The organism is Cellulomonas sp. (genome assembly GCF_965229465.1).
In the GTDB taxonomy this organism is placed as follows: domain Bacteria; phylum Actinomycetota; class Actinomycetes; order Actinomycetales; family Cellulomonadaceae; genus Cellulomonas.
Genome location: NZ_OZ245882.1, coordinates 1,759,573 through 1,784,149, shown reverse-complemented (window position 1 = coordinate 1,784,149; position 24,577 = coordinate 1,759,573). Strand labels below are relative to the sequence as shown.

At 72.3% G+C, this 24,577-nt stretch carries 25 protein-coding genes and 1 pseudogene; 10 read left to right on the top strand and 16 right to left on the bottom strand.

Annotation, left to right across the window (positions count from 1 at the left end):
• Positions 1–10: 10 nt before the first annotated feature.
• Positions 11–364: a VOC family protein gene (locus ACO06A_RS08700; protein ID WP_421735618.1), complete on the top strand. Its 354-nt coding sequence runs from the start codon at positions 11–13 to the stop codon at positions 362–364.
• A gap of 22 nt (positions 365–386) precedes the next feature.
• On the opposite strand, the gene ACO06A_RS08695 is transcribed toward ACO06A_RS08700, so the two are convergent.
• Positions 387–1,157, bottom strand: coding sequence for a hypothetical protein (locus ACO06A_RS08695; RefSeq protein ID WP_421735617.1), 771 nt, complete (start codon positions 1,155–1,157; stop codon positions 387–389).
• Between the two features lie 237 nt (positions 1,158–1,394).
• Here ACO06A_RS08695 and ACO06A_RS08690 point away from each other — a divergent pair, with 237 nt between their 5' ends.
• Both ACO06A_RS08690 and ACO06A_RS08685 read left to right on the top strand, forming a co-directional pair.
• Positions 1,395–1,898: a GNAT family N-acetyltransferase gene (locus ACO06A_RS08690; protein WP_421735616.1), complete on the top strand. Its 504-nt coding sequence runs from the start codon at positions 1,395–1,397 to the stop codon at positions 1,896–1,898.
• Positions 1,899–2,278: 380 nt separating this feature from the next.
• Positions 2,279–2,848 (top strand): hypothetical protein, encoded by a 570-nt coding sequence (locus ACO06A_RS08685; protein WP_421735615.1) that lies wholly within the window; start codon positions 2,279–2,281, stop codon positions 2,846–2,848.
• A gap of 62 nt (positions 2,849–2,910) precedes the next feature.
• Here ACO06A_RS08685 and ACO06A_RS08680 read toward each other — a convergent pair whose 3' ends face one another.
• From ACO06A_RS08680 to ACO06A_RS08665, 4 genes are read right to left on the bottom strand one after another with little or no spacing between them, the layout of a single operon-like run.
• Positions 2,911–3,549: a DUF4126 domain-containing protein gene (locus tag ACO06A_RS08680; RefSeq protein WP_421735614.1), complete on the bottom strand. Its 639-nt coding sequence runs from the start codon at positions 3,547–3,549 to the stop codon at positions 2,911–2,913.
• A gap of 39 nt (positions 3,550–3,588) precedes the next feature.
• Positions 3,589–4,533 (bottom strand): ATP-grasp domain-containing protein, encoded by a 945-nt coding sequence (locus tag ACO06A_RS08675; RefSeq protein WP_421735613.1) that lies wholly within the window; start codon positions 4,531–4,533, stop codon positions 3,589–3,591.
• Entirely contained in the window at positions 4,530–5,300 is a 771-nt protein-coding gene (locus tag ACO06A_RS08670; RefSeq protein WP_421735612.1) for a hypothetical protein, read from the bottom strand. The genes ACO06A_RS08675 and ACO06A_RS08670 overlap by 4 nt, the downstream gene beginning before the upstream one ends.
• Positions 5,301–5,360: 60 nt before the next feature.
• On the bottom strand, positions 5,361–6,770 hold the full coding sequence (locus tag ACO06A_RS08665; protein ID WP_421735611.1) for a hypothetical protein: 1,410 nt from the start codon (positions 6,768–6,770) through the stop codon (positions 5,361–5,363).
• Between the two features lie 131 nt (positions 6,771–6,901).
• Between ACO06A_RS08665 and ACO06A_RS08660 the strand changes: the two genes are divergently transcribed.
• The gene (locus ACO06A_RS08660; protein ID WP_421735610.1) at positions 6,902–7,123 is read left to right on the top strand and encodes a hypothetical protein; all 222 of its coding nucleotides are present in this window, start codon (positions 6,902–6,904) and stop codon (positions 7,121–7,123) included.
• Positions 7,124–7,132: 9 nt separating this feature from the next.
• Here ACO06A_RS08660 and ACO06A_RS08655 read toward each other — a convergent pair whose 3' ends face one another.
• Positions 7,133–8,281: a VOC family protein gene (locus ACO06A_RS08655; RefSeq protein ID WP_421735609.1), complete on the bottom strand. Its 1,149-nt coding sequence runs from the start codon at positions 8,279–8,281 to the stop codon at positions 7,133–7,135.
• Positions 8,282–8,460: 179 nt separating this feature from the next.
• Between ACO06A_RS08655 and ACO06A_RS08650 the strand changes: the two genes are divergently transcribed.
• The gene (locus ACO06A_RS08650; protein WP_421735608.1) at positions 8,461–9,069 is read left to right on the top strand and encodes a hypothetical protein; all 609 of its coding nucleotides are present in this window, start codon (positions 8,461–8,463) and stop codon (positions 9,067–9,069) included.
• 25 nt (positions 9,070–9,094) lie between these two features.
• On the opposite strand, the gene ACO06A_RS08645 is transcribed toward ACO06A_RS08650, so the two are convergent.
• Positions 9,095–9,625: an AAA family ATPase gene (locus ACO06A_RS08645; protein ID WP_421735607.1), complete on the bottom strand. Its 531-nt coding sequence runs from the start codon at positions 9,623–9,625 to the stop codon at positions 9,095–9,097.
• A 70-nt stretch (positions 9,626–9,695) separates the two neighbouring features.
• Here ACO06A_RS08645 and ACO06A_RS08640 point away from each other — a divergent pair, with 70 nt between their 5' ends.
• Entirely contained in the window at positions 9,696–10,355 is a 660-nt protein-coding gene (locus ACO06A_RS08640; protein ID WP_421735606.1) for a DUF2278 family protein, read from the top strand.
• A gap of 44 nt (positions 10,356–10,399) precedes the next feature.
• Here ACO06A_RS08640 and ACO06A_RS08635 read toward each other — a convergent pair whose 3' ends face one another.
• Positions 10,400–12,166, bottom strand: a complete 1,767-nt coding sequence (locus ACO06A_RS08635) for a glycosyltransferase (RefSeq protein ID WP_421735605.1) — start codon at positions 12,164–12,166, stop codon at positions 10,400–10,402.
• 160 nt (positions 12,167–12,326) lie between these two features.
• A complete protein-coding gene (locus ACO06A_RS08630) occupies positions 12,327–13,520 on the bottom strand; it encodes an MFS transporter (protein WP_421735604.1) in 1,194 nt (397 codons plus the stop codon).
• A gap of 105 nt (positions 13,521–13,625) precedes the next feature.
• Between ACO06A_RS08630 and ACO06A_RS08625 the strand changes: the two genes are divergently transcribed.
• A complete protein-coding gene (locus ACO06A_RS08625) occupies positions 13,626–14,138 on the top strand; it encodes an Lrp/AsnC family transcriptional regulator (protein WP_421735603.1) in 513 nt (170 codons plus the stop codon).
• 8 nt (positions 14,139–14,146) lie between these two features.
• On the opposite strand, the gene ACO06A_RS08620 is transcribed toward ACO06A_RS08625, so the two are convergent.
• The 3 genes from ACO06A_RS08620 to ACO06A_RS08610 form a co-directional block, all read right to left on the bottom strand.
• A complete protein-coding gene (locus tag ACO06A_RS08620) occupies positions 14,147–14,845 on the bottom strand; it encodes a VOC family protein (protein ID WP_421735602.1) in 699 nt (232 codons plus the stop codon).
• 123 nt (positions 14,846–14,968) lie between these two features.
• Complete coding sequence (locus tag ACO06A_RS08615) at positions 14,969–17,068, bottom strand: class I tRNA ligase family protein (protein ID WP_421735601.1); 2,100 nt, start codon at positions 17,066–17,068, stop codon at positions 14,969–14,971.
• A 197-nt stretch (positions 17,069–17,265) separates the two neighbouring features.
• Positions 17,266–17,586, bottom strand: coding sequence for a hypothetical protein (locus ACO06A_RS08610; protein ID WP_421735600.1), 321 nt, complete (start codon positions 17,584–17,586; stop codon positions 17,266–17,268).
• Positions 17,587–17,617: 31 nt separating this feature from the next.
• Here ACO06A_RS08610 and ACO06A_RS08605 point away from each other — a divergent pair, with 31 nt between their 5' ends.
• Positions 17,618–18,628, top strand: coding sequence for a GNAT family N-acetyltransferase (locus tag ACO06A_RS08605; RefSeq protein ID WP_421735599.1), 1,011 nt, complete (start codon positions 17,618–17,620; stop codon positions 18,626–18,628).
• A gap of 267 nt (positions 18,629–18,895) precedes the next feature.
• On the opposite strand, the pseudogene ACO06A_RS08600 reads toward ACO06A_RS08605, so the two are convergent.
• The 4 genes and pseudogenes from ACO06A_RS08600 to ACO06A_RS08585 form a co-directional block, all read right to left on the bottom strand.
• Positions 18,896–19,195, bottom strand: a pseudogene (locus ACO06A_RS08600) (DUF899 family protein); the annotation flags it as partial.
• Between the two features lie 139 nt (positions 19,196–19,334).
• Entirely contained in the window at positions 19,335–19,874 is a 540-nt protein-coding gene (locus tag ACO06A_RS08595) for a hypothetical protein (protein ID WP_421735598.1), read from the bottom strand.
• Positions 19,871–20,470: a SigE family RNA polymerase sigma factor gene (locus tag ACO06A_RS08590; RefSeq protein WP_421735597.1), complete on the bottom strand. Its 600-nt coding sequence runs from the start codon at positions 20,468–20,470 to the stop codon at positions 19,871–19,873. The genes ACO06A_RS08595 and ACO06A_RS08590 overlap by 4 nt, the downstream gene beginning before the upstream one ends.
• A 70-nt stretch (positions 20,471–20,540) precedes the next feature.
• Positions 20,541–21,062 carry a flavodoxin family protein gene (locus tag ACO06A_RS08585; protein ID WP_421735596.1) on the bottom strand — a complete coding sequence of 174 codons (522 nt, stop codon included), beginning with the start codon at positions 21,060–21,062 and terminating at the stop codon, positions 20,541–20,543.
• A gap of 160 nt (positions 21,063–21,222) precedes the next feature.
• Here ACO06A_RS08585 and ACO06A_RS08580 point away from each other — a divergent pair, with 160 nt between their 5' ends.
• Together ACO06A_RS08580 and ACO06A_RS08575 are read left to right on the top strand one after the other, a co-directional pair.
• Positions 21,223–22,008: an ABC transporter ATP-binding protein gene (locus ACO06A_RS08580; protein WP_421735595.1), complete on the top strand. Its 786-nt coding sequence runs from the start codon at positions 21,223–21,225 to the stop codon at positions 22,006–22,008.
• A gap of 56 nt (positions 22,009–22,064) precedes the next feature.
• Positions 22,065–24,554 (top strand): ABC transporter permease, encoded by a 2,490-nt coding sequence (locus ACO06A_RS08575; RefSeq protein WP_421735594.1) that lies wholly within the window; start codon positions 22,065–22,067, stop codon positions 24,552–24,554.
• Positions 24,555–24,577: the final 23 nt, after the last annotated feature.

Sequence of the window (24,577 nt, the reverse complement as noted above, 5' to 3'; positions counted from 1 at the left end):
GCCTGGCTGCATGGGACGCATCGTTCACTTCGAGATCACCGCCGAGGCGCCGGAGGCGATCACCCGGTTCTACGCGGACGCGTTCGGCTGGCACGGTGAAGCATCGCCGTTCCTGCCCGGATACCACGTCGTAGGAACCGGCGACGGGGTCGGGATCAACGGTGCGGTGATGAGTCGGGAGTACCGCCAGCAGCCGGCGATCCTCTGGCTGGAGGTCGATGACGTCCACGCCAGCATCGCTGCGGTCGAGGCTGCGGGCGGACGGCAGGAGGGCCAGGTCAACGAGATTCCGGGTCAGGGACTCGTCACCTATGTCTCCGACCCGGGCGGCACACTGCTCGGGCTCAAGCAACCACCCGCCTGAGGGCGAGACAGAGCCGCGTTCGTCAGCCGTGCGTCGTGCGGGTGATCGTCGCCTCGAACGCGCCGCTGTTGTTCTGCACGCCGACGTCGTTGACGCCGAGGTACAGCTCACCGTCTTTCGTGCAGACATAGGTGGCTTTCTCGCCGACCACGAAGAACGTGTCCGGGTCCTCGTCGAGGCTCCCGATGATCGTCATCGTGTTGGCGTCGGGGAAGCCCTCGACGTTGTACTGGTGGAACCGCGGGTCGAGCAGACCGGTCGGTCCGACGGTCCCGCTGGCGGTCTGGTCGTGCGAAGCGGACCCGCTCATCGCTATGTCGAGCACGTCGCCGGCCTCGCACCCGACCCCCATCGCCGTCCAGATCTGCGTGGCGGGCAGGCTGCGGTCGGCGACCGTCACCGTCGGCTCGACCGCTGTCTCGGTCGCCGACGGCGTGACCGGCGGTGAGCTCGTCGAGGCGGCCGACCCGCTTGTGTCGTCGTCGGTCCCGCTGTCGGGCCACAGCGTGAACAGCAGCGCCCCGAGGACGACCGCCCCTCCCGCGCCCGCGGCGATCCCGAGGAGCAGAGACCGGCGCGAGCTTCCCGGCGGGGGCGCACCTGACCCGCTCTGCCACTGGCCCGCCCCGAACCCTTGCGACGGAACGACCGGCTGAGGCGGCATCGGTGAGGTGGGCCAGTCGTCGAAGCCGCCCTGCCCGGCTCCGGTCGACGCAGGTCCGGCGCTCGCAGGCCCGGTCGGCCCGTCGGGGAACCGTTCGGCACCGTCGTCGGGGCCGTTCGTCGTGTCCACAGCGCACCTCCCGTATCAGCAAGGAGCGCCGATGGCTCCAGGCTGATACGACGACGCGCCCGAGCGGCTGCCGATCGCGCCGACGAAAGGGCACCGATCGGCGCCCGTCCTGCCGCCTCTCGCCTCGCCGGCGGTGCTCCACGACGGCGGGACCATTTCCGCTTCGCCTCCGCGCGACCCGGCCCTACGCTGCGAGGCGCGCCCGAGGTGGGCGCTCCCCGCGAGCCGGAGACGACGGTGCTGATCAGACCCGAACGCCCCGACGACATTGATGCCATCGATCGGCTGACCACCGCCGCCTTCGAGCCGCAGTCGTTCAGCGACGGTTCCGAGGCGCCGATCATCCGGTCGCTGCGGGCGTCCGGCGACCTGACGCTCTCGCTCGTGGCCGAGGACGACGGCGACGTCATCGGGCACGTCGCGTTCTCCCCCGTGACGATCGACGGGGCGCACGACGGCTGGTTCGGGCTCGGACCGATCTCCGTCCGGCTCGACCGTCAGCGGCGGGGTGTCGGTCGGGCACTCGTGGCTGAGGGTCTGCTCCGGCTGCGCGAACGCGAGGCGCGCGGCTGCGCACTGATCGGTGATCCGAACATCTACGGCCGGCTGGGCTTCACGGGCAACGGCCCGCTGTCGCACCGAGGACTGGACCAGGCCATCGTCCAGCACCTCACCTTCTCGGGCCCCCCGCCGCGTGGCGAGCTGCGGTTCGCGCCCGCGTTCGACGCCGCGGGTCACTGAGCGCAGCCCGACCGCCTGAGGGTCCTCCGCGCGTGAGCTGAGCGCGGTCAGGAGACCGGGGTGCCGCTCGGGCCGATCGGGAGCGGCTGCCCGTCGAGCAGCATCTGGCCGGCGGTTGCCTTGGCGTCGATGACGTCCACATGCCACAGCGCCGCGAGCGCGGCGTCGCGGCCGTGACCTCAGCCGCCGGTCGGTCGTCGGTCGCGAGCGCGTAGGCGACCCCGACCGCCCCGACCGTGAGGGACATCGCGACGACCCCGACGGCAGCCGTGCGGCGCTCGCCACGCTAGACCGCGGGCCGCCTCGACACGCGGGAAACGGGGGACGGACACGTCGACCGGGACACTGTGGCGGGCTGCGGGCAGACCTACGATGCCGTGATGACGGCCTCGTCGAACGGCTTCATCGAGGACGTGGCGCGCGCCCGCGGCCTGCTCCTGACTCGGACGGGCGCCCACACGGCACGCCTCCAGCCCGCGGGCGAGCCTCCGGCCTGGTACTGCGATCTCGACGACGGCACCCCGACCGGCGAGAGCGACCCCGCCTCCTCCGTCCGATGGGTGTCTCCGGCACTGCGCACGTTGCATCCCGCCGGGTCACCGATCCTCGACGTGCGCCGGGTCGGTCCGCAGTCCGACCTGGGCAGGATCGGGGCGTGGATCGGTCGCCTCGCAGGACGCTCCTCGTCGGCGGCCGCCGAGGGTCGCTACGCCTACGCGGATCCGCACGGGATCCTGGACGACCAGCTCCGGCACCGGGTCGAGCACTGGCCGGATGCCGCACACGGCGACGGGATCGTGCGGCCCGCCGAGCTGTGGTCGATGCAGGTGACCCGCGAGGGGCTCGTCGTCACGTCGGTGTCCTGGTGGGGGAGCGCGCCCGCGCTGGACCACCAGATCGCCCTGGCCGTGGACGTCGCCGCTCGGCTCACCGCACGGAGAGACGGGTAGTCACGGCCCGGACGAATGACCGGTATCGACCTCGGCACCGACGACGCCGCGGCCCGAGCGGGCTACGGGACGTCGACCGGTGGCGGCGGCGGCGAGGAGACCTCGTCCGTCGTCTCCCCCGGCAACCCGCCGCGCCTGCGTCGCCGGCGGAAGCGGAGCCACACGAGGACGAGCCCGACCAGCCCGACCAGGACCAGCAGGGGCGCCAGGATCGCCGCGAACGACAGCCCGACGCTGGTCACGTCCTCGACGGTGCTGACCACGGGTGCCCCGGCGCCGAGGGTCGTGACGTTGACGACGGGCCGTACGGTGGCCTTCGCGCCGTGCACGACGAGGGCCAGGACGATCCCGATGACGATCGGGACCCACTGGCCGGACTGGACGAACGCCTCGGGATCCGTGACGACGGCGGTCTGCGAGCTCGAGCCCGCACCGAACGCGATGCCACCCGCGACGGGCCGCACGACCGTCTGCACGATGTCGTTGACACTGTCGACGCCGGGGATCTTGTCCGCGACGACCTCGAGCGCCAGGAGCACGGCCAGCACGGCCAGGACCCAGCCGTTGGTGAGCCACTCCCACCCGGCAGGCGTGTCCATGAGGTCGGTCCACCGCGCGAGCACGCCGATGACCAGCAGCGGGATGTACGCGTTGAGACCGGCCGCGGTGGCCAGTCCGGTGCCGGTGAGCGCCTCGAGCATGCGGCCAGCATCCCACTGCGATCCGGCAGGGCGCGCGTGCTACGCGGCCCGCATCAGCCACCGGGCGAGCGCGTCGGAGATCGGCAGCCCCGCGGCCGTCTCGTACCAGGAGTAGCCCGGGGACGGGTTGACCTCGAAGCACACGATGCGGCCGTCGTCCGCGAGCTTCAGGTCGACGCCGGCGAACGGCAGGTCGAGGTCGTGCGCGAGACGGATGCACCGCTCGGCGACGTCGTCGGGCAGCGCGTACGGCGCGAGCGTGGCGTCCTCGCCCACCTGGGCGCGGGCGTAGCGGTAGTCGGTCGCGGACGAGTCGACGATCGCGGCGTACACCTCGTCGCCGACCACGTGGACGCGCACGTCCCGGCCGCGGACGTTCTCCTGGAACTGCACGGGGCACCAGCGGATCAGCTCCAGCCGCTCGGCCTCGTGGTCCAGGTCCACGACGCTGACGATCGAGCGGACCCCGCTGACCGACTTGTAGATCGCCCCGCGGTGCGCGCGGACGAACGCCCGCGCCTCGTCCGGGTCGTCGGTGACGACCGTCTCGGGGGTGTCGAACCCGCCCTGCTGGACCAGCTGCGCCTGGTACGGCTTCGACATGTTGGACGCCATGGCGGACAGCCGGCTCGCGACCCGGCAGCCCAGGGCGTCCGGGGCGGCCTCGGTGAAGGCGATCAGCGCGTCGAACTCCGCGCGGGCGCGCAGCATCGCGGGATCGTCGGCAGGCACGTCCCTGAGCTCGGGCACGAGCTCCGGCTCGATCGGCCGCACGTAGACGCCGGAGATGTCGCCGACGTCGGTCGTCCGGTCCCCGACCCGGAGGGAACCGCGCAGCTCTCCGCCCGAGAGGTGGATGTCGACGCTCTGCTCCAGGAACTGACGAGGGTGGACCACCACCGGGTCAGCGCCCTGACGCGCCAGGGCCCCCAGCAGCAGCTCGACCGGGCTCTCCGTCGGCACTCCCCACACCATGACGCTCATGCCGGCACCTTCTCCACGAGTCCGATCAGCTCCTGGACGAGGGCGTCGCCCGCGACCATCAGGTCGGGCAGCGGCGTCATCCCGGCGAACCACCACCGGCTTCCCGCGACCACGATGTCGATGCCGATCAGGCCCTCGGCGGCGCCCACGGCGGTAGCGAAACGCGTGATCGCCGACGAGAAGCCCTCGGGCATCCGTGCGCCGACCCGGTGCTCGACACCGTCGGCACCCACGATCCGGCCGTCGAGGACGACGAGGTGCAGGACGCGGGCGGCCCCCGCGGCGCCGCGCACCGCGGCCTCGAGGAGCCGGAGCGTGGCAGCGCCAGCTCCGAAGTCGGCGTCCGGTACGTCGAGCCCTGCGCGGTGGGCGACGACGGCGGCGCGCAGCGGGTGCGGCGACGGGCCGGCGAGGCAGGTGGGTGAGGGGCGGTTGCGCACCGCGCCCGGCACGGCCGCGAGCCAGCTCAGGGCGAACGCGGTCATCTCCGCCCCGGCGTAGTCGCGCTCGGCCGGCTTCGCCCACTGCCAGGCGGCCACCGGCGGGGACAGGAGCCTGTTGACGACGAGGTCGGGCTGGTCGATCACCCCGGCCTCGCCGAGGTCGACGATCGCGCGCGTGCCGTCGCGGCCGATCCACTGCGATCGTCGACGAGCGAACGACAGCAGTCCGGAGGTGACGAGCGTGCAGCTCTGACCGAGCTCGCGGAATCGCGAGTCCAGCCAGAGAGCCGCACTGTCGTCGATGTCGCACAGGACGACGAACATGGGGTTCCCCTCGGTAGGGACCCGGCCGGTGAGGTGGTCACCGGCCGGGTCGCCGTCTGCTCAGCCCAGAAGGTTGTCGAGGTCCGACTTCGCAGCCGCGGCCTCGGTGACCTGACGCTCGGCCTCGGCACGCAGTGCCGCGATCTCGTCGGTCGAGAGCTCCTCCTCGGCGCTGAACGCGCTGGAGGTCAGGTCCGGACGCAGCTCGGGCGAGATGAAGCTCTCGAGCGAGCCCAGCCTGCCCTCGAGCTCGGCCAGGCGGTCGGCGAGACCGCCACCGAAGCCCCCACCGAAGCCCGGACCGTTGCCGGGGTCGCCCGGGTCGAAGGGAAGGTCGGGCGACTTGAACACGTCCTTGATGTCCTTGAGCCGCTTCCCGTCGATGATGAGCTCCTTCTTGAGCTCCTTGTCCTTGATGAGGTCCTTCCGCAGCTCCTTGTCCTTGATGAAGTCCTTGCGGAGCTCCTTGTCCTTGTCCTTGATGATGTCCTTGCGACCGTCCTTGATGTCCTTGATGATCGACTTCCCCTTGGGGATGGCGATGTTCAGCTCGGACAGGACGCTCGCGATCGGGTTGCCGACGGTGTTGGTGCCGGATCCCGCGAACAGCAGGGCCACGACCGCGCCGGTCGAGTCGACGATGACGGAACCGGAGTCACCGTGGTCGGAGAACAGCGGGTTCTGTGCGGTGTCGGTGGCGATGCTCACCTGGTCGGTGAGGACGTGGACGCCCAGACCGTCGCCGTAGTCCACGCTCACGCTGAGCGACAGCCCGTCGACGGACCCGTGCGTCAGACCGGTCGTGCGGCCGCGCTTGCGGACCGCCATCCCGAGCGTCGCCGGCTTGGTGCCGTTGACCGTCCCGATGTCGACGATCGTTCCTGCGGTCGTCTTGCCCGCATCGATCGAGATGACCGCGCCGTCCACGTGCGACGACAGGACGGCTCGCAGGATCGCCCCGAACTCGTCGCCGGGCACCGTGCCCGTGTCGACGCGGCTGGGCTGTACCTGACGGTCGCCCACGTGCCACCCGCTGTCCACGGCCGCCACGTGGAAGTTGGTCACGGCCGCCTTCTGACCGCTGACGTTGTCCGTGACGATCGCGCCCAGCGTGCCGGCGAAGACGAAGCCGCCGATCGCCCTGCTCGGGCCGATGCTGATGCCGCCCTGAAGGGTGGCGTAGTGCGTCGTGTCCGCCTGAGCGCTGAAGTCCATCGGCTCGCGGACGACCTGGAGCTGGTAGTTGCGCTCCAGCACGTCCGTGACGGCGCCGTCGATCGTCGCAGGAACCAGCTGCGCCTTCGGCACGCTGGCCTTCTTCTTCTCGACGTGGACCCGGATGGCGACCTCGTCCGTCTGGACACCGCCCACGACCTTGTACCCGACATCGATGCCGGTCACCCCGGGCCGTGCGAGGTACTCCGCCTCGACACGCTCCTTGATGGTGACCAGCTCCGCAATGGATGGCATGGCTTACCCCCTCGTATGCACCACCGGCGGATGAGCAGACACCCACCCACGAGACAGGAGCGCACCGTCGACGGCGGAGATACCTGTGATGACGCCGGGCGCCGTCACGGCACGAGTGGGACGATGGTGCGATGGCACTCACCTATGACGAGGCCGTCGCCGTCCAGCGCGAGCACGAGGCGCGGCTCATCGATCTTGCAGGCGTGAACGCGGTCGGCGTGAAGCAGACCGACGCCGGCCTGGTGCTCGAGGTCACCGTCTCCCCGGACGCCGAGCTCCCCGCCGAGCTGGACGCCGACGAGCTGGACGGTCTGCCGCTCAAGGTCGTCCGAGGCGGCTACACGCTCCAGTGACGCGGGAGCTCAGGCCCCGCTGACGATCACCAGCTCGTTGCCCTCGGGGTCGGCGACCCGCCAGCGACCCTCCGACTCGTCGAGGAGCCGGCCACCGGCTGCGAGGGTGGTGGCGAGGCGCGTCTGCGCGAGGTCCGTCGGCACGGCGAGCTCGACATGGATGCGGTTGCGCTGCCGGCGCCGCTCCGTGTCCGACGTGTCGACGTCCTGGAACAGCAGCACCGGGTTCAGTCGCCGCGGATCGATGATGTCGCTGGCTCCGTCCCGCCTGTCGGGGGTGTATCCGAGGGCGGCGAGCCAGAACGCGCGGACCGCGTCGACGTCGGCGGCGTCGAGGACGAGCTGGACGAAGCGCGGCAGCCCCGGGTCCGCGGTGGCCCCGAGGTCGCGTGCAGCGGCCTGGAGGCTCGTGGCGAGGTCGGTGAAGTCGAGCGCGAGGCCGTGGGCGTCGTCCTCCCACTGGTCCTTGCCGGTGTCGAGGATCACGAGCCCGGGGCGCAGGTCCACCAGCAGCGGGAAGCCCGCGTCGTCGGCCAGCGCCGCGGCCGCGGCTGCCAGGTCCCGCTGCTGCGCCGGCGAGGTGATGCGGTAGCACGCCATCGCGCTGAACACCGCCTGCCAGTCGGCCGTCCCGTCCGTCTCGCTGAGCGCGTCGCCCGGCACGAGGTCGACCTCGTTGCCGTCGGGGTCGGCGTGACAGACCCCGAACGCTCCGTACGCCTCACCCAGACCCGCCTGCTCGACCGCGGCGGCCGGTCGCACGACGTCGACGTGGATGCGGTTGCGCAGCGGCCGCGGCTCGGTCGACGCCCGGATGCTGAAGGCGGGGTCGCGCCGCAGCGGATCCGCCAGACCGCCGTTCTGCCCGGGCGGGTAGTCGAGCGCGCGCTGCCAGAACGGCGTCACCGCTGCCGGGTCCGTGGACTCGAGCACGATGCCCAGGTGCTGAAGCGCGGCAGGGTTCGCCGTCAGCCCGAGATCCCGCGCGGCAGCCGATACCGCCTCGGCGTGCTCGTCCGTGCCGAGGCGCACCCGGACGCCTGTGGCTCGCAGGTCGATCGCGATCTCGGGCGACAGCTCCACGAGGCGCCCGGCCAGCGCAGCCCCCTCGACCAGCGTCGGCGCGTCGAACCATGCCGTCGCGACGCCGTCGACCACGCGCCAGTCCGTTCCGATCGCCGCCAATCCGGGCACAGTCGAGTCCCTTCCGGAGAGTGATCGCGTTCCGGGCGGGGCAGCGCCCCGCGCCAGTATCGCGGGTCGGGTCCGGCTGGTCCATGGAGTCTTGTCGGTGGCTAGTCTGCGGTGTCCGCGCGCGTCGCCCGATGGAGGATCGCATGCCCCGATACGACGAGAGCGGACTCCTCTCACGTCTTGCCGGCCTTCCGGCGACGAGCCGGGTGACCTTCTCTGCCGCCTGTGCCCAACGCCTCGTCTCGCTGTGCGAAGGTCTGGCCGGCGCGTGGGACGAGCGGGTTCCGGGAGCATTCCTCACGGCAGTCCAGGCCGTGTGGCAGGTTGCCGCTCGTCAGCTCACCCCCGATGACGTGAGCGGCATCGAGGACCTCGTCGACCCGCACGTGCCGCACGATGACGACGAGGCCTGGGTCGAGTTCTCCGCCTATCTGCAGGCTGCAGGCATCGCGCTCATCCACGCGTTGAGGTCCGCGGCCACGGGTGAACCGCAACGGTCGGTCTTCGTGGCACGCCACCTCTACGAGACAGCCAACTACGCCGCTGAACAGCGTCGTGGCTCGTACCTGGACGTGCACGCCGACGAGCCCGACATCGTCGCCCGCACCCGACGGGCGATGGACGCCGACCTCGACACGATCGTTCGGCGATACGGAGATCGCGGCAGAGCAGGTGGACCTTGTGCGTCATCGTGCGGCGCGCGAGGGCCGGGCGCTCGGGGCGGAGATCGCGACGCTGCACTCCGAGGGTGATTAGGCGCCGGCGCAGACCAGACCCTCAGTGCTCTCCCGCGGCGAGCACCGCCGTGATCTGGTCCGCCAGGTCGGAAGGATCGACGGATCCGCTCGTGTCGACGCGGATCACCGGTCCGAGGGACAGCGGGCGTGCGTGGACCTGCCAGTGGTCCCAGTCGTCGAGTCGGTGCGCGTCGTCGTGCACCTCGGCCCGCCGGCGCTCCGTGTAGCGGCGTCGGACGACGGCCGGATCCGCCTCGCACCAGACCTCCAGCACCCTCCGTGCGCCCGCCACGAGGACGCCGGCGCGGGCGAACTCGTGGTCCCGCGGGGCGAACCACCAGGAGTCGACGACCACCACACCGGCCATCCCCGCTGCCATCGACCAGACCGTGTCCATGGCCACCGCGCCCAGCTGGGCGGACGTCAGCGCGCCACCCGACTCCGCCGCCAACGCCTCCTTGATCGCGTCCTTGGAGAGAGCGGGCCAGCCGGTGTGCGCCGCGAGCTCGTGGGTGAGCGTCGTCTTGCCGACCCCGGGCAGGCCGTTGACGAGCACCACCGAGCTAGCCATCGGCCCATGGTGGCACGGGCAGCACACGGAGGTCTGGCCACGGCCGTGCGCCGCGAGGACAGTGGATCCCATGCCCCTCGCCCACGGTTACGGCGCCCTCGTCGGCACGCTGGTCTCCAGCGTCCGCGACACCCCGGACAACCAAGGTCGCTGGTTCCACGTGAACCTGACGGTGCACACGGAGGCGGGCAGCTACCGGTGCGCGATCGACGTCGACTCGGCCAAGTCGTCCGTGGGCGTGCAGTGGCGGACGTTCGCCGTGTCCGCCGCCGAGCTGGGCCCGGTCGCTGCGCTCACCGACGGCTTCCACCCGCTCGCCAGCACACCGACCAGCGGCGCGGTCGACCTGATCCGGCATCCCGCGTTCCGGCCGCGCGGCGGCTGTGTGTTCGTGACGGCCCCGCCGGCGTGGCTGGCCGCGATCAACGCATGGCTCGCTGCGCACTCGTGGACGGCGGGCGACAACGTCGCGGCGGCCACCGCGCTGGAGTCGGTGCTCCAGGTGGGCGCGCGGGTGATCGTGTTCGGGGAGCCGTTCACCACAGGGCTGGGCGTGCACAACGTGCACCAGAACCAGGGCGATCCCCTGGGGTCGCCGTGGGCGGCGGAGAACGGCATCTGGCAGGACGGGGCGACGCTCGTCATGAACCAGGACGGCGGGTACGCGGCGTTCGTCTCGAAGTTCTCGACCCAGTCGTCGAGGACCGACAACGCCGGCCACCCTGCCTGAGGGCGCGCGACTGGCGTCGCGGGGGCCTTCGTGACCCACCTGCGCTACCCGGTGCGCGCGGCGGACGTGTGAGCCGCACGCACTCGCGCCGCCGCCCGGCGCGCCTGGAACCGGTGCGCCGACCGTCGGATCGGCGGGAGCAGCTGGAACACGCTCAGCACGGCGAAGACCAAGGTGTTCACGCCGACGAACAGGCTCAACGCCTCGAACCACGTCGACTGGAGCACCGAGGCCGGCAGCGGGTTCCATCGGCTCAGCAGGGGTGCCGCGAGCATCACCGGCAGGGCGAGCCCGGCGACAGTGGGGCGCGGGACGTAGTTCCAGCCCGACGTCTTCCGGGTGGCGATCTGCACGAGCGAGAGCACGAACGTCCACTGCAGAAAGAGCGAGTACCCCAGCTCGATCACCAGCGGCATCGCCAGCAGCCGCCCTGGCCACCCTTCCGCCCACGCCGTCACCACGCGCTCGATCAGGAAGACCAGCCCGACCGCGGTCCAGAGCGCCGACCAGCGGAACCCGTCGGCCGCGAGCAGGGCGACGGCCATGAGCAGCAAGTAGGTGTGCAGTGCGATGACGCCGTACGCGAGCCCGACCTGCTGCCACCAGTAGTGGAGGGTGGTGCGCGTGAGCCCGTACGCCGCGATGTTCTCGAGTGCGCCGCGCTGCCACCGGCTGCGCTGCCGGCGCAGGTCCCGCCACGTCGGCATGACCTCCGTGACGACCCGGCACTCCGGCGGTGAGGCCAGTCGCGCCCCGAGCGTCTTCAGCGCGAGGGTGATCTCGTTGTCCTCGGTCATCGCCAGTGTGTCGTAGACGTCCCCGGGCCGGCCGGGGATCAGTGATCCCCTCGCCTCCGAGATGGCGCGCAACGCGTACGCGCGGATCACCGACGCGGTGCCGGTCAGGACGAACACGCGCCCTTCCCGACGGCGGAGCACCCGCTGGTAGCGCGCGAACTCGTTGCGCTGCATCTGCGCGAGGACGCGACCGCCCTCCTCGCCGGAGAACAGGCCGCCGACCGCCATCAGGTCGGGGTCGTCCTCGAGCCGGCCGAGCGCCACCTCCAGGAAGTCCGGTGTGATCGTCGAGTCGGCATCCATCACCAGCACGACGTCCGCGGGTCCGGCGGTCGGCAGCAGACGAGCCAGCACCTGGTTGAGCGCACCGGCTTTGGCCTGCGAGTTGCCGACCGTCTCGACGACCTCGACGCCGCGGTCCCGAGCGATCTGCACGGTCGCGTCGGTGCAGTTGTCCGCGACGACGATGATCCGGTCCGGTACGCGGACCTGCCCGAGCAGCGACGTGAGGGTCCGACCGATCACGGCCTGCTCGTCGTGCGCCGGGATCAGGACGGTGCACCGCACCACCAGTCCGGCAGCGTCGGCGTCGGCGGGGATGGCGGAGAGCGGCCAGGCGGGCGGGTCGTCCAGGGCGAGCGCGCGTGTGGCCGCGGCACCGAGGACTCGACGCCTCAGGGCCGCAGTGTCGTGCGGAACCGGCCTCTCGAGCCCGCGACCCCGGTTCAGGACGCGCATCGCGGCGGCAGTCTGCTCGGCTGCCATCGCGAGCAGGAACGCCGCGACCGCCAGGCCCACGCCCACGACGATGATCGGCCGCGGTGCCGTCAGCTCGACGTCCACCGGCAGGAGGGCGATCGTGAGCTCGGCGTCCGGGACGATCTTGGGAGCACTCGTCGCCAGGAGCCAGATCGCGCAGCCCAGCAGCAGCGCGGCGGCCAGTGCGAGCGCGGCGGTGACCCAGCCGAGCCGGGCGGCGCGACGGTGCCAGGTCTGTGGCGGTGTTGTGGTCATCGTCGGGCCCGTCGCTGGGCCAGCACGGCGGTGACGAGGCCGGTCGTGCCCAGACCGGCGAACCCGGCGATCACGAGCGCCACCCCGACGAGCGTGATGATCAGCCACAACGGCATCGAGCGAACCCCCCGCCAGTCGGCCACCACCGCCGTTCGGCAGCCTACCGCCGGGTCTCGGCGGGAGATCCGGCGCGTCGGGGCTGCGTCCGCCGCCGGTCGACCAGCACCAGGAGAGCGGGCACGACGACGAGGGCGCCGGCCGCCAGGGTCAACGCGGACCACCCGGCGAGCGCGAGGACCACGGTCGAGGTCAGGGTGCCGGCCGCCGCGGAGACCCACACGACGGCGTCGACCGAGCCCTCCACGTCGGTCCGCTGCTCCGCCGGTAGCCCTACGGCCAGCGACGCGCTGCCGCCGACGAAGCAGAGGTTCCACCCGTAGCCGAGCGCGAACAGGCCCACCGCCTGCGGTACCAGGGCGCCGGACGCGGCCACGACCGTCGAGGCCAGCAGCGTGCCGAGGCCGAGCACCATCACCCGTCCCGCGCCCAGACGGTCGACGAGGCGACCCGTCAGCGGTGACAGGACGAACATGCCGAGCGTGTGGGCGGCGAGGACGGCGCCGACGACGTCCAGGCCGTGATGGTGCAGGTGGAGCTGGACCGGCACCGACGTCATCACGGCGGCCATCACGACCTGCCCGGTGACCATCACGGCGAGGCCGTCGCGACCGGCCGGTGATCCCAGGACGGTCCGCACGGGTACCCCACGTCCGGAGCGGGGTCGCCTGGCCGTGCGCAGACCACTCACCGCCAGCGCGGCGAGCAGTCCCGCGGGCACGCTGAGCAGGAACGCGCCGGACAGGGCCGGCCGTCCGACGGCCTCCGCGAGGCGCGCGGTGGGGAGCAGGAGCAGAGGGCCGCCCACGGCCCCGACGGTGCCGGCCCAGACGATCAGGCCGATGGCGACGCCGCGCCGTCGAGCGGGCACCAGCTCGGCGGCCGCGTACCGGGACAGCTGCGCGGCGGCGTTCCCCAGGCCGATCAGGAGCATCGCGGCGACGAGCAGCGGGAGGTGTCCGAGCGGCACGGCCACCGCACCGGCTGCGGCGCCGAGCGCGCTCGCCAGGTACCCGAGCCGCAGGGCGGTCCCGGTGCCGGCGCGGTGGGTGAGTGCGGTGACCAGCAGGGCGCCGAGGCCGGTGCCGACGACCGCCGCGGTGCCGGGCACCCCGCCCCAGGCTCGCCCGAGGACGTCGACCGCGACCAGTGCGGCGACCGTGCTGGTCGTCGCGATCACCGCGCTGCTCAGCGCGGCACCGGTGAACAGTGCGAGACGTGCGGTCCCAGGCGTCATGCGATCGACGCTACGAAGTCGTTGCGCTTCGGTGAATGGCCGATGGCAGGCGTTGGCGGCAGTTCACCTCTCGATCGCGAGGCGTTCCGGCGCTACGGTTTTCGGATGAGCAGACCGCTCGACAGCACGGACTGGCGCATCCTCTCCGAGCTCCAGGACGACGGTCGACTGTCGTTCAACCAGCTCGGTCGGAAGGTCAGCCTGTCCGCGCCTGCGGTCGCCGACCGGGTCCGGCGGCTGGAGGAGGCGGGGGTGATCACCGGGTACCAGGCGCGGATCGACCCCGCGCGCGCGGGCCTCCCCCTGACCGCGTTCATCAAGCTGCGGTGCTCACCGGGGCGCTGCCTGCTGCGGACCACGGCGTCCGACGAGTTCCCCGAGGTCGTGGAGATCCACAAGCTCAGCGGAAGCTCGTGCACCCTCCTGCGGGTGCGTGCCGCGTCGATGCCGCACCTCGAGGAGATCTTCGAGCGCATCGGGAGGCACGGCGAGATGGACACCCAGATCGTGCTGTCCACCCAGTACGAGGGCCGCCCGGTCGCCGCGACTCCCGCGCACACCGGGTCCGCGCAGCCGTCGCCGGGCTGGAGCCGCGAGGCCCGACCGGACGACGCCTGACCAGGAGCTCAGCCCAGTCGGAACTCGATGCCGTCGGTGTCCGTGAGTTCGACGGCGCCGTCCTCGACCTCGCCCAGCCGGGTGGCGCCGAGCGCGACGAGCCGGTCCACCTCGGTCTCCAGGTCCCCGTCGACGAGGTCGAGCTCGAACCGCTGCCGGTTCCTGCCCTGCTTCGGCGGCACAGGCGGACCGCCCCACGCGACCTTGGTGCCACCGAGCGGGGACTGCACGGCGGTCTCCTCGTCCTGGTCCCACACCAGCGGCCACCCCAGGGCCTCCGCCCAGAACAGGCCGACGTCGCGGGTTCCCGTGCAGGCCACCTCGCCCAGGAAGCCGCAGCCCGCGAGGAACCTGTTGCCCGGCTCGATCACGCACAGCTCGTTGCCCTCCGGATCGGCGAGCACCACGTGCCCCTCCTCCGGCAGCTGCCCCACGTCCACGTGGCTGCCGCCCAGCCGGAGCGCGTGCGCGACGGTCGCCTGCTGGTCGGCCGGGCTGGTGCTCGTCAGGTGGAGATGGGTGCGGTTGAGGCCGACCTTCGTCGTCGGGCTGGGCACGAACCGCAGTCCGACCTGCGTGTCGGAGCCGGGCAGGAGGGCTCCGCGAGGGTCCGTGACGACATCGCGGCCCAGGATGCCGGCCCAGAACTGGGCTACACGGAGGGGGTTGTGGGCGTCGAGCACGAGGGCCGTCAGTCGGGAGGGCACCCTCGCAGGCTAGGCAGGGCGCCAGATCCGGCACAGGTCATTTTCCGGCGCGGTCGCTGGGAGGCCACCCACCCGCGCTCGACGCTCAGGCGGCCGCGCACCGGCGGCGCCAGCCACGCCCGCTCAGTCTCCGCCCCCGATCGACGACGGTGCGAGCAACCCCGCGAGGCGGTCGCGCTCGGAGCGGTTGGCCTCCAGGTCGGACCGGGCCTTCTCCTGCGCGGCTGCCGGTGCGCGTCTCAGGAACCCTGGGTCGGCGAGTCGCGACGACAGTCGGTCGGTCTGGTCCTGGGCCTGCGCCAGCTGCCGCTCGAGCGTGCGCCTCCGCGCGTCGTCGAGCGCCGGTGCCGCGGGCAGGGTCAACGTCCCGCCACGTCGGCTGATCCTGGTGCTCTCGCCGGGGTCCGCGTCGGCGAGGCGGGCGGTGCGGCACAGCTCGGTCCACAGGGCGATGCCGTCGCCGCGTGCCGGCAGCCAGGCCGAGGCGGTGAAGCCCTGCCGGCCGCGGTGGGCACGTGCTGCATCGCGGAGCTCCCGCAGCTGTGCGCCGGCCGACGCAGCCTGTTCGTCCGGCCGCGCGGACGCCGGGAACGGTTCGCGGTCCATGATCCCGGACCAGCCGAGCGCCTCGGCGAGCTCCTCGGTGAGGAACGGCAGCATCGGGTGCAGGGCCAGGAGCAGCGCGGTCAGCGTGGAGGACAGGGTCGCGATCGCGCCGGCATCGCCGCCGTACAGGTCGTCCTTGCGCGCCTCGAGGTACAGCCCGGAGAGGTCGTCCTCGGCCAGGCGGGTCAGGGCGTCCGCCGCGCGCGCCAGGTCGCCGCCGGCGTAGCCCGCGTCCGCCTCGGCCAGAGCCGCGTCCAGACGAGTCAGCAGCCACCGGTCGAGCAGGTGCGCCGGCGCGGGCCGGGACGCCCGCCAGGTGCACCCGAGCCGACCAGCCAGGCCGGAGATGCTGCGCAGCTTGGTCAGGTACCCCCGGGCGCGCGTGAGGTCGTCCAGACCGAACGGGATGTCCGCACCCGGTCGAGCCCGCCGGGCCAGCGAGAGACGCAGGGCGTCAGGCCCGTGCTCGGCGATGAGGGGCAGCGGGTCGATGGTGTTGCCGAAGCTCTTGCTCATCTTTTTGCCGTGCTCGTCGCGGACCATGCCGTGGAACAGCATGCGCCGGAACGGGGCCCGACCGGTCAGGTGGGTGCACAGCAGCATCATCCGCAGCGCCCAGAAGAAGATCAGGTCGTTGCCGGTGATGAGCAGGTCGTTCGGGTAGAACCGGCGCAGGTCGGCGGTGTCGTCGGGCCACCCCAGGGTGGACAGCGGCCACATCGCCGACGAGAACCAGGTGTCCAGGGTGTCCGGGTCCTGCGTCCACCCCTCGGGGAGCTGGTCGTCGGACGCGAAGGCGCGCGCCTCCCCGTCCGGGCCGTACCAGATCGGGATGCGGTGGCCCCACCACAGCTGCCGTGAGATGCACCAGTCGCCCAGGTCAGCCGCCCACCGCAGGTAGTCCCGCCGGGCGTCGGCCGGCTCGATGCGCGTCGCTCCGCTGGTGATCGCGGAGGTCGCCGCGGCTGCCAGGGCGCTGGTGCGCAGGTACCACTGCGGGGTCGAGCGGATCTCCAGCGGCGTGCGGCAGCGGGAGCAGGCCGGCGTGCCCGTCGAGTCGTCCGCCTCGATGTCGGAGAGCGTCGTGGCGCATCCGGGACACCACAGGGTCTCGCGCTCGGCACGGTAGATCAGGCCCTCGTCGAACAGGTGGGTGAACGCCGTCCGGGTGGCCCGGCTGGGTCCGTCGTCGAGCGTGAACGTCAGCCGGTCCCAGTCCGGGCTGTCGCCGAGGAGACGCATCTGGGCGGTGATGTCGTCGGCGCACGACCTCTTCCACGCCCACGCGCGGCGCGCGAACTCGTCGCGCCCGATCTCCTCGCGACTGGTGCCCTCCTCCCGCAGCCGGCGTTCGAGCAGTGCGTTCGTGGCGATCGCCGCGTGGTCGAGCCCGGGGAGCCACAGGGTGTCCGCGCCCGTCATCCGCTGCCGTCGGGTCAGGGTGTCCGAGAGGGTGTGCTCGTAGGCGTGCCCCAGGTGGAGGTCGCCGGTGATGTTCGGCGGGGGCAGGATCATCGCCCACGTCGGTGCGTGGGTGGTGCCGGTCGCGGCGAAGGCGTCGGCGGCGGTCCAGCGTCGGTAGCGGTCGCTCGGGGTGGTCGAGGTGGGCATGGGCATGGTCCGTCCGTACGAGTCCTGGAGTCGTCGCTCGAGTCGAGATCTGCTCGACGAGCACAGGAGAGCCCTCGCCAGGTGTCCTACGGACGGCGAGGGCTACGGTACGAGCGCAGGGCGCAGCGAACCCAGGAATCGGGATGCGCGCGCGGTGGCCATGCCTCCATTGTGCGCGCGGTGAGCTCCCACCGCGCCACACTTCACCCGGCGCTCGTGCTCTCCAGGGCGGCCGTGCCGTCCCCGATGACGATCTTTTGTTCCGGACACACCGGCCCTGCCAGCACGACGTCCTCGCCGGACGGGAACTCGACGGTGACGTCACCCGGCGTGCAGCCGTAGTCGAGGAGGGCTGCTCCGCCCCCCGCCGAGACGGTGACCTCCTCGTCCCCGGTCAGGACGGTGACGTCGGCGCTCCCGTCGTTCCTGATGGACAGGTCGCCTGCGTCGCTGCACGCGGTCAAGGACGCGGTGAGGGCTACGGCGACGAGGCCCACACCGATGCGCCACGTCCGACTGCTCATCGCATCCTCCGCCTGATCGCTCGGCCCACCGGTGTTCGTGACGGTAGCCGTCCTGCTCGCACCCGTCCGGGGTGTCGCCCGACGGACACGGAATGTGCACAGGACCTGCAGCTGGGCGGTGCTACGTTCCCGCGCATGGGCAGGGAGGAACTACCTGGTCGAGGGGTTGTCGGGGACGGGCAAGACCACCGTGGCCGACGAGCTGCAGCGGCGCGGCTACCAGGTCGTCCACGGCGACCGGGAGCTGGCGTACCAAGGCGACCCGGAGACCGGTGAGCCGACGACGGGCGGCCTGCACGAGCACCACCTCTGGGACGTGGACAAGGTCCGAGCGCTCGTCGCCGACCGGAGCGAACCGGCCACCTTCTTCTGCGGCGGATCGAGGAACTTCCCGACGTTCATCGACCTGTTCGACGACGTGTTCGTCCTCGAGGTCGACCTCGCCACGCTGAACCGGCGGCTCGACGAGCGACCGGACGACGAGTGGGGCGGCGGGAAGCCGACCGAACGCGAGCGCATCGTGCGGTGGCAGCAGACGGGCGAGGACGTCCCGGACAGCGGCATCTCCATCGACGCCACCGCTCCGATCGAGCAGGTCGTCGACGAGATCCTCCGGCGGTGCCCGCACGACACCGAGAGCGCCGCGCGTCTCGTCGTCCGGTTCGACATCGACGACGACGCCCTCTCCCGGCTCCACGCGAGAGCGTTCGGCCCGGGCGGATCCGCGCCGGTCGTCCCGTGGGCGAGCCGGCTGACCAGGCCCGCGCTCACCTGGGTCGGCGGGTTCGAGGGCGATCGCCTCGTCGGCTTCGTGCACGCGTGCTGGGACGGGGGCGCGCACGCGTTCCTCCTCGACGCCGTGGTCGATCCCGACCGGCAGCGTCGCGGGATCGGCCGGCGACTGGTCGAGGCGCTGGTCGACGAGGTCCGGTCGGCTGGGTGCGAGTGGTTGCACGTCGACCACGAGCCGCATCTGGACCACTTCTACCGGCAGTGCGGCTTCGCCCCGACGAGCGCGGGGGTGCTGAGGCTTCAGCCGTAGCCGCCACCGGATCAGTGGTGGTGGCCGTGGCGGCCGAGCGTGTGCTCCGGAGTCGCGCCGGTCCGGGTCCACTGCGGCACCGGCCGGCTCGTCGGTCCCCAGCCGGCTGCGCCGTCGGCGTCCGATCGCCAGAACCAACCCGGCGCCTGTCCGTCCGCGAAGGAAGCAGGCGAAGGAACCCATGTCGCCGCCGATGGGCGCGTCCACGCCGCGCACGGAGTACCAGGGCTGGGTGTAACCCATGAACGCGACGAACGGCTCCACCTCGTCCCAGCGGCCGGCCGTCAGGATGGCGAACGCGACGCCGCGCGCGTGTAGATAGACGGCGTCGCGGACGTGCCAGGTGGTCAGCGTGCAGCCCTCGCACTGCCCCTGGTGCGGCGCACCGTCGTGCCACATGTGCTTGTAGACCAGGAGCTCGTCGCGCCCCTGGAAGAGGTCCCGGAACGGCACCGGCCCGTCCGGTCCGACCACCTCTGTCGAACCGTCGAGCTCCACCATCGGCAGTCGTCGGCGGGCGGCTGCGAGCGCGTCGCCCTCGCGGGTGTGGGCCTTCTCGCGGACCAGCAGCTCGTCGCGGGCGGCCTGCCAGGTGGCGGCATCGACGACGGCGGGTGGTGCGGTGTGGTCGCCATGGCGTCCTCCAGGTGTCGACGAGTGTCACTAGGAGAGACTCACGTCCCGGCTGGAACTCATCGCGCGTTCGCTAAGGTCCGCCGACGGGGTACTGCGCGTCGCACACGTAGTCGTCCAGCGTCATCTCGGTCTCCCGGTCGGACGCGTACGCGACGTCGTACCCGGCGGCGGAGACATTCGTGATGGGCCACCCGGCGGCGATGAGGCAGTCGGCCATGACGAACACGTGCTCGCTGCGGGTCACCCACCGCACGACGGCGACTTCGGGCGGATCGACGATGCCGTTCTGCACGGCTTTCCGGGCTAGGTCGCGCTCGCGGGTCGCGAGCTGCTCCGGGGTCGCCACCAGCGGGCTCGCGGTCAGGGTGGGGACAGGCTGGGCGGGCCGCGAGTGGTCCTCGACGAGGCGCACCGTGGGCGCGGCGCCCAGAGCGACCGCCACCACGACAGTCGCCGTCCCGCCGACGATCGACGTGCGTCGAACGGTCCGGCGACGGCGTCCGATCCGCCGAGCGTGCTCTGCATCCGCGGGGATGTCCGGCGTGACCTCGTCGGCACGCCGTCGCAACCTGCTCACCCACAGGTCGTCGGGGTCCAGGTCCTGGCTCATCGCGTCCTGCTCTCGGTGTCGTCCAGAGAACCCAGGTGCTCCCGCAACAGGCTCAGGCCACGGGATGCCTGGGACTTCACCGCGCCCACGCTCACGCCGAGGTCGGCGGCGACCTCGCGCTCGGTCAGTCCCACCAGGTAGCGCAGGACGACGATGCGGCGCTGGCGGGTGGTCAGTCGGGCCAGCGCACGGACGAGCTCGTCGCGGTGCTCGATCACGACCGTCTCGCTCAGGCGCGCGGCGTCCGGCATGCCGGCAGGTGCGCTCAGCACCTCGCGACGGCGCCGACGCCACATGTCGATGCGGGAGTTGGCCAGCACGCGCCGGGCATAGGCGAGGGGGTCGTTCTGGCGCGCCCGCGGCCAGGCGACGTAGGTCCGCACGAGCGCGTCCTGGACGAGCTCGGCCGCCAGGTGCGCGTCGCCCGTGAGCAGCCACGCGGTCTTGCCGAGCTCACCCTTGGCGGCCGCGACGAACGCGGAGAACTCCTGGTCGTGATCAGCCCGAGCCGCGCCGGTGGGAAGGACGTCGATCTCGGCGTCGAGCAACGGTTCGGGCAACCCCGGCGGGTCGGCGTCGGACACGAGTGCGGTCACACCCTTCACACGCGCGACGGCAGGAAAAGGTTGCCGGTCGGCTCCGACTACTCGGAGGTCCCCGCGCTAGTCACCTCGCCGGCGCGGCCGCCGCGAACAGGGCGAGGCTGCGGCCCCAGGAGCGGGCGTGCTCGAGCTCGTCGGGCAGCAGCCCGCTGCTCCGGCCGCTCACGGTGAACGACTCGGGCGGGACCACCAGGTGCGCGCCGGCCTTGGTGAGCCGCTTGCCGATCGAGGTGGCGGCGGAACCGGAGAGCCGGCCGGCGACCGCGGTGTCGAAGACGGCGGTCTGCATCCCGGCCACCCGGCCGACCAGCTGGTCGAGCCACTCGCGGACGCCGTCACCACGGGACACGGTCTCGGCCACGTCCCCCCGCGCCGCGTCGCGGGTGCGGGTCGTGGACAGGCCGCGCTGATGGGTGGGTGCGCCGATCACGAGCAGCCCGGGCGACGTGCTGAACGACGGGATGACTGCGACCCCTACCTCGTACACCGTGGTCGGGACGCGCAGGTCGGCCAGCCCGGCCGCGACAGCCTCGGCGATCGCCGCGGTGCTGCCGTACATCGACTCGAACACGAGGAGTGCAGTCATGGTCCCCACGGTCCACTGCCTTCGGGCGGCCGTCGCAGGCCTAACGTCCTCACCCACTGCGCTGCCAGGGTGAGACGCCCGGCAAGTCAGGGTCGGACCAGGGCCTGACCAGGGGGTTCACTGATCCCGCGCGGCGCCTGGTGACGGAATGATCGTCACCATGACGAATGAACAGAGGACCCCCATCGCGAGCGCCCGCGGGCTCGTGAAGACGTACGGCAAGGGCGACACGGCGGTGCACGCCCTCGCGGGGGTCGACGTCGACTTCGGTCGCGGCGAGATGACCGCGATCATGGGCCCGTCCGGCTCCGGGAAGTCGACGCTCATGCACTGCATGGCCGGACTCGACCGCACCGACGCCGGGACGGTCGTCGTCGACGGCCTCGAGGTCAGCGGCATGAACGAGCGCAAGCTGACCAAGCTGCGCCGCGACCGCCTCGGGTTCATCTTCCAGGCGTTCAACCTGGTGCCCACCCTGACGGCGCTGGAGAACATCACGCTGCCGCTGGACATCGCGCGCCGGCCCGTCGACAAGGCGCACCTCGCCGAGGTCGTGGAGGCCGTCGGGCTGGCGGACCGGCTGAGCCACAAGCCGTCGGAGCTGTCCGGTGGGCAGCAGCAGCGCGTCGCGTGCGCACGTGCCCTGGTGTCCCGGCCTGCCGTCGTGTTCGCCGACGAGCCGACCGGCAACCTCGACTCCACGTCGTCGGCGGAGGTGCTGGGGTTCCTGCGCCGGTCCGTGGACGAGCTCGGGCAGTCCGTGGTCATGGTGACGCACGACCCGACCGCCGCGTCCTACGCGCACCGCGTGCTGTTCCTCGCCGACGGCCGCGTGGTCGGCGAGCTCACCGACCCGACGCCCGAGTCGGTCCTCGCCGCGCTCGCGGCCCTGCGCCCGGCTCGGCAGGGTGCGTCCGCCCTGGTCGCGCAGACCGTGGGTGTGTGATGGGACGCGTCGCGCTGCGCGGCATCCGCGCGCACCTGGTGCGGTTCCTGCTGTGAGTGCTGGCCGTCGCGCTGGGTGTCGCGTTCGTCGCGGGCACCTTCGCGCTGCGCACCATGCTCTCCGGCACGTTCGACGGGATCGTCGACGCCGCCGCCCCCGGGGACGTCTACGTGCGCGTGCAGCAGGCCGAGGGGTCCTCCGTCGTCACGGGCACGGCCAACGCCACGGGCGAGAGCGTGCCGCGTGACCTCGTCGAGGAGATCGCGGCCGTCGACGGGGTCGCCCACGCGGTCCCCGGCGTCTCGGGCCCGATCGTGCTGGTCGGCGCGGACGGGACGGCCGTGCAGAGCACGCAGGCACCGTCCTTCGCGCTCATGTACGTGCCCGACGACCCGTCGCTCGACGTGGTCGAGGGGCGCGGCCCGCAGCGACCCGGCGAGGTCGCGCTGGAGTCGGCCACGCTGGAGTCGTCGGGCCTCGCGGTCGGCGACACCACCGACGCCGTGCTCGGCGGCAAGGTCACCCAGGTCGAGGTCGTCGGCCGCGTCGACCTGGGCGGTCCGATGGCGGGCGCGACGATCGTGCTCGTCGACGCGCAGACCGGCCAGGACGTCCTCGCACCCGAGGGCGGGGTCAACGACATCGCGGTGTACGTGGCGGACGGCACGTCCGTCGCGCAGCTCGTCGACCGGATCGCCCCGCTCGCCTCCGACGGCCTGGAGGTCGTCACGGGGGACTCGCTGCGCGCCGAGAACAAGACCGAGATCGCCAGCCAGCTCGGCTTCATCACGACGTTCCTGCTGGTCTTCGCGGCGATCGCCCTGTTCGTCGGGGCCTTCATCATCTCCAACACGTTCGCGATGTCGGTGCGGCAGCGGATGCGTGAGCTCGCGCTGCTGCGGGCCGTCGGGGCGTCGCCGGTGCAGGTGTTCTCCTCGGTGCTCGTGCAGGCCGCGGTCGTGGGCCTGCTCGGGTCGGCGCTGGGCATCGCGGGTGGCGTCGGGCTCGTCTCGGCGCTGCGGGTCGGGCTCGGCACGGTCGGCATGGACCTCGTGGGGACCATCCCGCTCGACGTGACGACGGTCGTCGTCTCGCTCGCGGTCGGCACGCTCGTCAGCGTCCTCGCCGCCGCGCTGCCGGCGCGGCGGGCGGCCCTCGTGCCCCCCGTCGAGGCGATGCGCGACGACGTCGCGACCCCGGAGAAGTCCCTGCGCTGGCGCGCGTTCGGCGGGCTCGTGGTCACGGGTGCCGGCGTCGCCTCGCTGGTCGTCGCGATGCTGCGGCCGGAGGCGGACTCCGCGGAGCTCTGGCTCGGCAGCGGTGCAGCCGCGGTGCTCGTGGGGGTGCTCATGCTCTCGCCGGTGGTGGCGCGCTCCGCGGTCGGGGTCCTCGCCTGGCCGTTCGTGCGGCTGCTGCGGCCCGTCGGACGGCTGGCCCGCGGCAACGTGGTGCGCAACCCGCGCCGGACCGCCAACACGGCGGGCGCCCTGATGATCGGCATGGCGCTGGTCGGTGCGGTCTCGGTGATCGCGGTGACCGCCCAGCAGTCCGTCGCTGGGGTGGTCGAGGCCCAGACCAACGCCGACGTCGTGGTGCGGTCCGCGACGCAGGTGATCCCGGCAGGTGCGGTGGACGACGTCGTCGCGCTGCCGGAGGCGGGCCGTGCGGACCCGATCGCGTTCGCCCCGCTCGGGGTCGCGGTCGGCGACGAGACGCCCGAGGTGCAGTACGTGATCGGCCTGGACTCCGGGACGCTCGGCGGCTCGGTCGAGGTCGACGTCGTCGACGGCTCGCTCGACGGGCTCGGTGCCGGAGAGGTCGCCGTCCTGGAGTCCGCCGCCGAGGAGCACGGCTGGGGCGTCGGCGACACGCTCTCGGTCAGTGGCACAGGAGGGCCGCAGGACCTCACCGTCACGGCGGTCTTCACGACGAACATCCTCGGCTCGCCGCTCGTCGTCGACCGCGGGGTGCTCGACGAGCTGCTGCCGCGTGAGCAGCAGATGGTCGACACGATCCTCGTGTCCGCGGCCTCCGGGGTGAGCACGGCGCAGCTGCAGGACGCCGTCGCCGAGACCGTCGCGCCGTACGTCGTGGTCTCGGTCCTCACCCGTGCCGAGTTCGTGTCGAGCCTGGCCGACCAGGTGAACCAGGTGCTGGTCATCCTCTACGCCCTGCTCGGGCTGTCCGTGGTGATCGCCGTCCTCGGCATCGTCAACACGCTCGCCCTGTCCGTCATCGAGCGGACGCGGGAGATCGGGCTGCTGCGTGCGGTCGGCCTCGGGCGCCTGCAGCTCGCGGGGACGGTGACCATCGAGTCGGTGCTCACGGCGGTGTTCGGCACGGTGCTGGGCCTGGTGGTGGGCGTGGCGCTCGCCTCGACCCTGCCGACGCTCTTCGCGGACGAGGGTCTGTCGACGCTCGTGATCCCGTGGGGGAGCCTCGCCGGGATGCTCGTGCTCGCCGTGGTGGTCGGGGTGCTCGCCGCGGTCTGGCCGGCGTCGCGCGCCGCCCGCATGAAGGTGCTCGACGCGGTCGCGTACGAGTGAGGTCCCGCCGAGGGCGCCCGGAG

What these genes read in the sequence shown, in the direction of transcription:
- ACO06A_RS08700 (WP_421735618.1), top strand. Translation starts at nt 11, where the DNA reads ATGGGACGCATCGTTCACTTCGAGATCACCGCCGAGGCGCCGGAGGCG.
- ACO06A_RS08685 (WP_421735615.1), top strand. Translation starts at nt 2,279, where the DNA reads ATGACGGCCTCGTCGAACGGCTTCATCGAGGACGTGGCGCGCGCCCGC.
- ACO06A_RS08680 (WP_421735614.1), bottom strand. Translation starts at nt 3,549, where the DNA reads ATGCTCGAGGCGCTCACCGGCACCGGACTGGCCACCGCGGCCGGTCTC.
- ACO06A_RS08675 (WP_421735613.1), bottom strand. Translation starts at nt 4,533, where the DNA reads ATGAGCGTCATGGTGTGGGGAGTGCCGACGGAGAGCCCGGTCGAGCTG.
- ACO06A_RS08670 (WP_421735612.1), bottom strand. Translation starts at nt 5,300, where the DNA reads ATGTTCGTCGTCCTGTGCGACATCGACGACAGTGCGGCTCTCTGGCTG.
- ACO06A_RS08665 (WP_421735611.1), bottom strand. Translation starts at nt 6,770, where the DNA reads ATGCCATCCATTGCGGAGCTGGTCACCATCAAGGAGCGTGTCGAGGCG.
- ACO06A_RS08660 (WP_421735610.1), top strand. Translation starts at nt 6,902, where the DNA reads ATGGCACTCACCTATGACGAGGCCGTCGCCGTCCAGCGCGAGCACGAG.
- ACO06A_RS08650 (WP_421735608.1), top strand. Translation starts at nt 8,461, where the DNA reads ATGCCCCGATACGACGAGAGCGGACTCCTCTCACGTCTTGCCGGCCTT.
- ACO06A_RS08645 (WP_421735607.1), bottom strand. Translation starts at nt 9,625, where the DNA reads ATGGCTAGCTCGGTGGTGCTCGTCAACGGCCTGCCCGGGGTCGGCAAG.
- ACO06A_RS08640 (WP_421735606.1), top strand. Translation starts at nt 9,696, where the DNA reads ATGCCCCTCGCCCACGGTTACGGCGCCCTCGTCGGCACGCTGGTCTCC.
- ACO06A_RS08635 (WP_421735605.1), bottom strand. Translation starts at nt 12,166, where the DNA reads ATGACCACAACACCGCCACAGACCTGGCACCGTCGCGCCGCCCGGCTC.
- ACO06A_RS08630 (WP_421735604.1), bottom strand. Translation starts at nt 13,520, where the DNA reads ATGACGCCTGGGACCGCACGTCTCGCACTGTTCACCGGTGCCGCGCTG.
- ACO06A_RS08625 (WP_421735603.1), top strand. Translation starts at nt 13,626, where the DNA reads ATGAGCAGACCGCTCGACAGCACGGACTGGCGCATCCTCTCCGAGCTC.
- ACO06A_RS08615 (WP_421735601.1), bottom strand. Translation starts at nt 17,068, where the DNA reads ATGCCCATGCCCACCTCGACCACCCCGAGCGACCGCTACCGACGCTGG.
- ACO06A_RS08610 (WP_421735600.1), bottom strand. Translation starts at nt 17,586, where the DNA reads ATGAGCAGTCGGACGTGGCGCATCGGTGTGGGCCTCGTCGCCGTAGCC.
- ACO06A_RS08595 (WP_421735598.1), bottom strand. Translation starts at nt 19,874, where the DNA reads ATGAGCCAGGACCTGGACCCCGACGACCTGTGGGTGAGCAGGTTGCGA.
- ACO06A_RS08585 (WP_421735596.1), bottom strand. Translation starts at nt 21,062, where the DNA reads ATGACTGCACTCCTCGTGTTCGAGTCGATGTACGGCAGCACCGCGGCG.
- ACO06A_RS08580 (WP_421735595.1), top strand. Translation starts at nt 21,223, where the DNA reads ATGACGAATGAACAGAGGACCCCCATCGCGAGCGCCCGCGGGCTCGTG.